This window comes from Tateyamaria pelophila (genome assembly GCF_019966495.1).
Taxonomy (GTDB): Bacteria; Pseudomonadota; Alphaproteobacteria; order Rhodobacterales; family Rhodobacteraceae; genus Tateyamaria; species Tateyamaria pelophila.
On record NZ_JAIMIA010000154.1, the window covers coordinates 1 to 9,032 of the forward strand.

The 9,032-nt window shown below is 61.0% G+C and carries 7 protein-coding genes; 4 read left to right on the plus strand and 3 right to left on the minus strand.

What is annotated here, in order from left to right; genetic code table 11:
* The first annotated feature begins 116 nt into the window (after window positions 1-116).
* The 4 genes from LC354_RS24545 (at window position 117) to pdeM (ending at window position 5,607) form a co-directional block, all read left to right on the plus strand.
* A complete protein-coding gene (locus LC354_RS24545) occupies window positions 117-1,424 on the plus strand; it encodes a P-loop NTPase family protein (protein WP_223428605.1) in 1,308 nt (435 codons plus the stop codon).
* Window positions 1,421-2,182 carry an NAD(P)-binding domain-containing protein gene (locus tag LC354_RS24550; RefSeq protein WP_223428606.1) on the plus strand — a complete coding sequence of 254 codons (762 nt, stop codon included), beginning with the start codon at window positions 1,421-1,423 and terminating at the stop codon, window positions 2,180-2,182. Before LC354_RS24545 ends, LC354_RS24550 begins: the two co-directional genes overlap by 4 nt.
* Before the next feature lie 213 nt (window positions 2,183-2,395).
* The gene (locus tag LC354_RS24555; protein ID WP_223428611.1) at window positions 2,396-4,834 is read left to right on the plus strand and encodes a ligase-associated DNA damage response DEXH box helicase; all 2,439 of its coding nucleotides are present in this window, start codon (window positions 2,396-2,398) and stop codon (window positions 4,832-4,834) included.
* A 110-nt stretch (window positions 4,835-4,944) separates the two neighbouring features.
* Window positions 4,945-5,607, plus strand: a complete 663-nt coding sequence (pdeM, locus tag LC354_RS24560; RefSeq protein WP_223428607.1) for a ligase-associated DNA damage response endonuclease PdeM — start codon at window positions 4,945-4,947, stop codon at window positions 5,605-5,607.
* 2 nt (window positions 5,608-5,609) lie between these two features.
* Here pdeM and folD read toward each other — a convergent pair whose 3' ends face one another.
* The 3 genes from folD to LC354_RS24575 form a co-directional block, all read right to left on the minus strand.
* Window positions 5,610-6,512 (minus strand): bifunctional methylenetetrahydrofolate dehydrogenase/methenyltetrahydrofolate cyclohydrolase FolD, encoded by a 903-nt coding sequence (gene folD / locus LC354_RS24565; protein ID WP_223428608.1) that lies wholly within the window; start codon window positions 6,510-6,512, stop codon window positions 5,610-5,612.
* 12 nt (window positions 6,513-6,524) lie between these two features.
* Window positions 6,525-6,998: a hypothetical protein gene (locus LC354_RS24570; protein WP_223428609.1), complete on the minus strand. Its 474-nt coding sequence runs from the start codon at window positions 6,996-6,998 to the stop codon at window positions 6,525-6,527.
* Window positions 6,999-7,118: 120 nt separating this feature from the next.
* Window positions 7,119-8,795, minus strand: coding sequence for a formate--tetrahydrofolate ligase (locus LC354_RS24575; protein ID WP_223428610.1), 1,677 nt, complete (start codon window positions 8,793-8,795; stop codon window positions 7,119-7,121).
* Between the last annotated feature and the right edge of the window lie 237 nt (window positions 8,796-9,032).

The window sequence follows — 9,032 nt, forward strand, 5'->3', positions numbered from 1 at the left end:
CTTCCGCGTCGTATCGCTCAAAGAATACAAAGTGATTTGAGGGGAAAACCTCAGGTCAATTCAGGCGCACGAGTATAAATATCTGCATAACGGCGCAAATTCCCGAGGCTTTATCCATGAACATGCACACGTCCGATGTGATCTCGCCACCCGCGCCGAAACGGCTGCTGGACATGCAGGTGCCCGTCGTCATGATGCGCGACATCACGCTCAAGACCATGTTCCGAAAAACCATCGAGCAAGTCTCGGAACTGGCGGCGACGATGTGCCTGCCCATCCCCGTGGTACAGGAATTGGTCGACATGTGTCGCGACCAGCGGCTGGTCGAAGCGACCGGAACGCTCAATGCCAACAATGGCAACGAGATGGGCTACCAACTGACCGATCTGGGCAAGGCCCGCGCGCTCGACGCCCTGGCGCAGTCGGAATATTACGGCGCCATGCCCGTTCCGCTCGATGTTTACCGCGAACAGGTGAAACGACAATCGATCCGAAACATCCTGGTGACCCGCGCCCAACTGATCAAGGCGATGGGGCACCTCGTGCTGCCAGACGACCTATTGGATCAACTCGGGCCCGCCGTCAGCGCAGGCCGGTCGGTCTTGATGTATGGCCCGCCCGGAAATGGTAAATCCTCGATCTCCAACGGGATCCGCGACGCGCTTGGCGATCAGGTCTATGTCCCGCGCGCCATTGAATATGCCGGTCAGGTGATCACCGTCTATGATCCCATCGTGCACGTTCTGGCCTGCGAAGAGGCGCAGGACCCAACCGCCCTGCGCCGCATCACCAAATATGATCAACGCTATGTGAAATGCGAACGGCCCACCGTGATCACCGGGGGCGAGTTGAACCTCAACATGCTGGATCTGGTCTATAACCCAAACGCACGTACCTATCAGGCCCCGCTTCAGCTCAAATCCACCGGGGGCATCTTCATCGTCGACGATCTCGGGCGTCAGGCCGAACCGCCACAAAGCCTCGTGAACCGCTGGATCGTCCCTCTGGAGGAAAGCAAGGATATCCTCGCGCTGCAATCGGGCGAAAAGTTTGAAGTGCCCTTTGACACGCTGGTGATCTTCTCCACCAATTTCCATCCCAACGAAATCTTCGACACCGCAGCCCTCCGGCGGATCTTTTTCAAGATCAAGATCGACGGGCCAAGTCAGGCCAACTTCCTGAAAATATTTGCCATGGTGGCCCGCAAGAAAGGCATGGCCCTGGACGAGGCGTCGCTCGTTCACCTGCTCAAGGAGAAATACCCGACCATCGACAATGTCTATGCCAACTATCAACCAAACTTCCTGATCGATCAGATGGTCGCGATCTGCAATTTCGAAGGGATACCGCTGCAAATGAGACCAGACCTGATTGACCGCGCCTGGGCCAACATGTTTGTCAAAAACGAGCATATCGTCAAATGATCGGGGTTGCAGGTTGCGGGCGCATGGGCGCACCGATGCTGGAGGCTTTGCGTGACGGGGGCGCAAATGCCATCGGCTTTGACGTGATCCAAAAGGCCAGTCCGCATATCACCGACAATGTGATGGGCTTCGCGCCCCGGCTTGAAACCGTGTTCAGCGTCGTGCGCGACGCCACCGAAACCGACAGTCTCCTGTTTGGAACGCAAAACCTGATCCGCACCGCCCCCAAACTCCGGCGTATCTTCATCTGTTCGACTCTGTCACCGCGCTATGTCAAAACGCTGCGCGCCCGGGTCCCGGACCACATCACGCTGATTGACGCCCCGATGTCCGGCGCACAGGCCGTCGCCGAAAACCGCGCGCTCAACTTCATGCTCGGGGGAGACAAAAACGACGTCGACGACGCGATACCGTTGCTGGCCCTGATGGGAACGCATTTCCACCACATGGGCGAATACGGCGCGGGCATGCAAGCCAAGGTGCTTAAAAACATGCTGGCCGCCTCACATACGGCCATGACCCGTCTGGTTCTGGACTGGGCAGATGTCGCGGGCCTCGATCAGGATAAGCTGCTGACCCTGATCCAGTCATCTTCGTGTCAGAACGGGTCGGCATCCGGGTTTGACCGCATCGAACTTGCCACACACGGCTACGCAACGGACGTCGCAGCAGCCCTTGATGCAGCCCCCGACGGAGCAGATACAACACTGCCAACGGCGATACAGACAGCGATGCGCAACTTCTCCCCACGCGGGTGACGAACGTCCTCGGAGCGAAACGACCCGCCCCATTGCACAGCACTTCGGCGGGTCCGATCCCCTCCCCGAGATCCCGAAATCCGGCCCTTCATCTTGCCGGATAAACTCCGGGGGTTGGGGGCTGGCCCCCAACGTACCAATGCCCGCGTCCGCCCCCCATGTTTGCGCATTTCGGGGCTGGCCCCGCCCCTGCCATCCGCTACATTCATCTTCATGACGGCACTCCCGACACGATTTCACAACTGGTTCGCGCGCAGAGGCTGGTCGATCCACCCGCACCAACAGGACATGTTGGACAGGGCGGCCGATCCATCCTTGCTGTTGATCGCGCCCACGGGTGGCGGCAAGACGCTCGCAGGCTTCCTGCCCACATTGGTCGAATTGGCGGAGGGTCAACATGACGGTCTGCACACACTCTATATCTCCCCCCTCAAAGCGTTGGCCGCCGACATCAAACGCAACCTGCGCACACCGGTCGAGGAAATGGGTCTGCCGATCCGGATCGAGGATCGCACGGGCGATACCTCCCAAACCAAAAAGAAGCGGCAGCGCGCCGACCCGCCGCATATCCTGCTCACGACGCCCGAAAGCCTTGCCCTGCTCACCAGTTACGAGGATGCGCCCCGGATGTTTGCAGGGCTCCAGCGGGTCATCGTGGATGAGATTCACGCACTGGCCGAAAGCAAACGCGGGGATCAACTCTTTCTGGCTCTTGCGCGCCTGCAAACCCTCTGCCCTACCCTCCGGCGCGTGGGCCTCTCGGCCACCGTCGAAGACCCAAACGCCATCGCCCATCTTCTGGCCAAACACCCCGACCCTTGCCCGGTGATCCTCGCCGATCCCGGCCCCGCGCCGGATATCCGGATGCTGGTCACGGACGAGGCGCCGCCATGGTCCGGCGGCGGCGCAAAATACGCGATCCCGGCGGTTCTGGAGGAGGTCAAGAAACACAACACAACCCTCATTTTCCACAACACCCGCGCTCAGGCCGAACTTTACTTTCATAACATCTGGCTCGCCAACGAAGACCAACTGCCCATCGGCATCCACCACGGCAGCCTCGACCGCCAGCAACGCGAACGGGTTGAGCAGGCCATGGTGGGCGGCCAATTGAAGGCGATCGTCTGCACAGGCTCGCTCGATCTGGGCATCGACTGGGGGGACGTGGATCTGGTGATCCAGATCGGCGCGCCAAAGAACGTCAAACGACTGGTCCAGCGGATCGGCCGCGCCAATCACCGCTATAACGCGCCGTCCAAGGCGCTGCTCGTCCCTGCCAATCGCTTCGAGGTCGTCGAATGCATCGCCGCACTGGAGGCTGTCAAGGCCGACGCGCTCGATGGCGACCCGCGCGGGCCCGGTCCCCGCGACGTGCTCTGCCAGCACATCCTGATCACCGCCGCCGCAGGCCCCTTCGACGCCGACGCGCTCTATGCCGAAGTCACGACGGCAGGGGCCTACAGCGCGCTGACCCGCCCCGAATTCGACGCGTGCCTCGATTTCTGCGCCACAGGCGGCTATGCGCTGCGCGCCTATGACCAATGGCAACGTCTGCAACAGCGCCCGGATGGCAAATGGCAGTTGCGCGACCCGCGCAGCACCCAACGCATCCGTATGAACATCGGCACCATTCAGGGCACCGATACGCTCAAGGTGCGCTACAAGGGCCGCGGCGGCAAACCGCTGGGCGAGATCGAAGAAGGTTTTGCCGCCACCCTCACGCCCGGCGACACGTTCCTCATCGGCGGCCAGATCGTGCGCTATGACAGCTTGCGGGAACTGACGGTGCAGGTCACCCGCGACGCTTCCAAAAAGCCGAAAATCGCAACCTTCATGGGCACCAAATTCGCCACGTCCACCCAATTGTCTCACCGTATCATCGAGATGTTCCAGCACGACAGCTGGCCTGACCTGCCGCGCCACACCTCCGAATGGTTAACGCTGCAACGCAAAGTCAGCCGCCTGCCTGAACCGGGCCGTTTGCTGATCGAAAGCTTTCCGCATGATGGCCGCGTGCATACGGCTGTGTATGGATTCGCGGGTCGCAACGCGATGCAGACGCTGGGCCTCTTGTTGACCAAACGGATGGAGGAAACCGGCCTCAATCCGCTGGGCTTCCTGGCCACGGACTACGCCACGCTGATCTGGGGTCTGGACCCTATCCGCGACCCCGCCCCCCTTTTCGAGATCGACGCGCTCCGGGACGGGCTGGACCGCTGGCTTGCGGGCAACGCGGTGATGAAACGCACCTTCCGCGCCTCGGCCACCATCGCGGGGCTCATCGAGCGAAACTCCCCATCCGCCCGCAAATCCGGGCGACAGGCGACGTTTTCCTCGGACATCCTCTATGACACGCTGGCCAAATATGACCCCGACCACCTGATGCTCGACATCACACGACAAGAGGCCATGCGCGGCCTCGTAGACTTTGGCCGGATCGAGGAAATGGCCAGGCGAGTCGAGGGCCGCATCGATTTGATCGAGCTTGACCGCGTGACACCGCTTGCGGCTCCGCTCTTCCTCGAAGTGGGCCGTGTGCCCGTCAAAGGGCTCGCCGAGGAAAAACTGCTCGCGGCAGAGGCGGAACGGCTGATGGCGACGGCGGGCCTTGCGCCCGCCTCGCCCAAACGCGACTGGCGCGTCCCGTTCTGACCCGACGATGGCGGGGCATGGCACCGCCTTACGCCCGTAAGGCGCACCCTTGGTGCGCCCCCGACATTTTGCACTGGCGCTCCCCTCACCTGACCAGATAAGCACAAAACATGAACACGTATGACTTCACATTCACGGGAACCCATCTGCAAGCGCTCGGCTCCGGTGCGCTCTACTGGCCTGCGCAGGCGTTGCTCTGTGTCTCCGACCTGCATCTGGGCAAATCCGAACGGATCGCACGGCGCGGCGGGAGCCAGCTGCCGCCTTACGAGACCCGCGACACCCTGACCCGCCTGTCCGGCGATCTCGACGCAACCGGGGCCCGCACGGTCATCTGCCTCGGCGACAGCTTTGATGATCTTGCTGCCGCCCGGTCATTGTCCGAAGACGAACGGCTGTGGATTACGCGCTTGCAGGCCGGGCGCCGCTGGGTCTGGATCGAAGGCAACCATGATCCCGGCCCCATCGAGTTTGGCGGCACCCACCTGGCCGACATGGTGCACCCGCCTTTGACCTTCCGTCACATCACGCAACCCACTGCCAGCGGCGAAATTTCAGGCCATTATCACCCCAAGGCCACGCTGCACTTGCGCAGCCGGGCCATCACCCGTCGGGCCTTCCTCTTCGATCAGGACCGCCTGATCATGCCTGCCTATGGCACCTATACCGGCGGCCTGCGCAGCCATGATGCTGCGCTGACCGATCTGATGCGGACCGACGCCCACGCCATCCTGACCGGGCCCAATCCCATGCAGATCCCGATGCCGCGCTAGGCTCAGGCGGTCAGCCCTTCGGGTTCCGCCAACCCATTCGCCCGACAGCAGGCCGTGACCGTATTGGCCAGAAGACAGGCGATTGTCATGGGACCGACACCGCCAGGCACCGGTGTGATCGCACCGGCAACAGCGGCGCAACTGTCAAAGTCCACATCCCCGACAAGGCGCGTTTTCCCCGCACCCTTCTCCGGGGCATCAATGCGGTTGATGCCGACGTCGATGACTGTCGCACCCGGTTTGATCCAATCGCCGGGCACCATCTGCGCACGGCCAACAGCCGCGACGACGATGTCCGCCCGGCGGACAACATCCGGCAAATCCCTGGTCCGCGAATGGGCAATGGTCACAGTACAGCTGTCGCCCAGCAACAACTGTGCCATCGGCTTGCCCACGATGTTGGAACGCCCGATCACAACCGCATCCATGCCAGAGAGCGACCCGTGATGGTCGCGCAGCATCATCAGACAGCCCAGCGGCGTGCAAGGTACCATGGATTTCTGGCCGGTGCCCAACAGACCCACGTTCGAAATATGGAACCCGTCCACGTCCTTGGCCGGGTCGATGGAATTGATGACCAGATCCTCGTCCAGATGGCCGGGCAGTGGCAGTTGCACCAAAATGCCGTGGATCGCGGGATCGGCGTTCAATTTCGCAATCAGCGCCAGCAAATCCGCCTCGGACGTGTCCACATCCAGCTTGTGCTCAACGCTGTTCATGCCAACTTCGACGGTCATCTTTCCCTTCGAGCGGACATAGACCTGGCTGGCCGGGTCTTCGCCCACCAGCACCACGGCAAGGCCGGGTTTGATGCCGTGATCCGCAGTCAAACGGGCCACGTGCTCTGCCACCTGCCCGCGCACGCGCGCCGCAAATTCCTTGCCGTCAATGAGTGTCGCGGTCATGTCATCTGTCTCCTAACCATCGGTGAATGTGACTTCATGCGCCCAGGTTTCGCCATCACTGATCACCAGCGTGTCAAAATCCATGAACTGCAAAAAGTCGTAAAAAGTCGCAACGAATTGCAAATCCTGTTCGCGGAAAAAGTCGTTGTTGCGCATGTTGGACGTCATCTGCGCCAACACGGCGCGCGCACGGTACAGCGTTGAAAACACGTCATCATCCAAGGCGATGATGATCAGGTGTTTCGCATCGTCGCCCTTGGCAAAAAAGACGAAACGCGGGCTTTCCGGTGCGGCGAGCTGGGACGCGGTCAGGTTCGTGACAAACGCGACCCGCACGCCCTTGTCCGCAGGCGGTGCCTCACGGATCAATCGGCTGAATTCTTCGGTCGAGGTGATTTCGGGGTAGTAATACCCTTCGTAGCGGTCACTGGCAGAGGCAACCGTCGAAAGGAACAAAGCCCCCAAAAACGCCATCCATCTGAACATTCGCGGCTCCTGCAGCGTGGCGGCACCCAGCGTGCCAAGCGGCCAAAACCGCCACAATATCCGCAGCCCGGGCAACAGATGTGACAGGGCTGCGGGTCTGAGTTCTGGATCGGCCGACCCTTAGAACAAGCCTTCGATCTGGCCTTGGTCATTCAGGTGAATGTTCTCGGCCGACGGCACGCGCGGCAGGCCCGGCATCGTCATGATCTCACCGCAAACCGCCACGACAAAACCGGCGCCCGCCGACAGGCGCACTTCGCGCACCGGCACAGAGAAGCCAGTGGGCGCGCCGCGCAAAGTTGGATCGGTGGAAAAGCTATATTGCGTTTTCGCCATACAAACCGGCAAATTGCCATAGCCCTGCTCTTCCCACAGCTTCAGCTGGTCGCGAATCTTCTGATCCATCAGCGCCTCGTCCGCACGGTAGATGCGCTTGGCAATGGTCTGGATTTTTTCGGCCAGTGGCATCTCGTCGGGATAGATTGGCGAGAAGTTCGCAGTGTCCGCATCCGCCAGTTCCGCAACCTTGGTTGCCAGATCGGCAGAGCCTTCGGACCCCAGTTCCCAATGCCGTGACAGGATCGCCTCCGCCCCTTGCTCGGCCACAAAGTCCTTGACCGCCTGCACTTCGGCATCGGTATCGGTGACAAAGTGGTTGATGGCCACGACAACCGGCACGCCAAAGCTCTTGAGGTTCTCGATGTGGCGACCAAGGTTCGGGCAGCCCGCCTTCACGGCCTCTACGTTCTCGGCCCCGAGGTCCGCCTTGGCCACGCCCCCGTTCATCTTCATCGCGCGCACCGTGGCCACACAGACGACAACGGATGGGGCAAGCCCCGCCTTGCGGCACTTGATGTTCATGAACTTTTCGGCACCGAGGTCCGCACCAAAGCCCGCTTCGGTCACCACATAATCCGCCAATTTCAGGGCTGTCGTGGTGGCAATGACCGAGTTGCACCCATGCGCAATGTTGGCGAACGGACCACCATGCACAAAGGCGGGGTTGTTCTCCAACGTCTGCACGATATTGGGCTGCATCGCATCCTTGAGCAGCACCGTCATCGCGCCATCCGCCTTGATGTCACGAGCAAAAACAGGGCTGCGGTCCCGGCGATAGGCAACAATCATATCACCCAGACGCTTTTGCAGATCCTGCAGGTTATTGGCCAGACACAGGATCGCCATCACCTCGGACGCCACCGTGATGTCAAAACCCGCCTCGCGCGGAAAACCATTGGCCACCCCGCCCAAAGACGCCGTGATCTGACGCAGCGCACGGTCGTTCATATCCACAACCCGGCGCCAGACAACGCGACGCGTGTCGATCTCAAGCTCATTGCCCCAGTAAATATGGTTGTCGATCATCGCCGACAGCAGCGAATGCGCCGAGGTGATGGCATGGAAATCGCCGGTGAAATGCAGGTTCATCTCTTCCATCGGCACGATCTGGGCATAGCCACCACCCGCGGCCCCGCCCTTCATGCCAAAGTTCGGACCCAACGACGCTTCACGGATACACACACAAGCGTTCTTGCCGATGCGGTTCAACCCGTCGCCCAGACCCACGGTGGTCGTGGTCTTGCCTTCGCCGGCCGGGGTCGGGTTGATGGCCGTGACAAGGATCAGCTTGCCGTTGTCGCGATCCTGTACCGAGTTGATGAACGACTGGCTGACCTTGGCCTTGTCATGGCCGTAAGGAAGCAGGTCCTTGCTGTCGATGCCCAGTTTGGCCCCGATCTCCTGGATCGGCAGCTTGTTCGCCTCGCGGGCGATTTCGATATCTGTCTTGTAGGCCATGTTGCTCTCCGCAGGTGTCGTGGGCATGAGTGTCTTGGCCTGCATACATCTGTATTCCAATCCGGCATACGCGCGATTCCGACATTTCGGAGAGTTGCAGCGGCCCGGAAGGCACCAACCGTTTCGTTTCGGAAACGATCAGGCCGCGCAAGAAACCAGATATACTTGTGCGCCTGAATTGACCTGACGATTTTTGTGCCTGCGATTCAGTTCGTCGCATGGCCGAAGGCGCGGCGG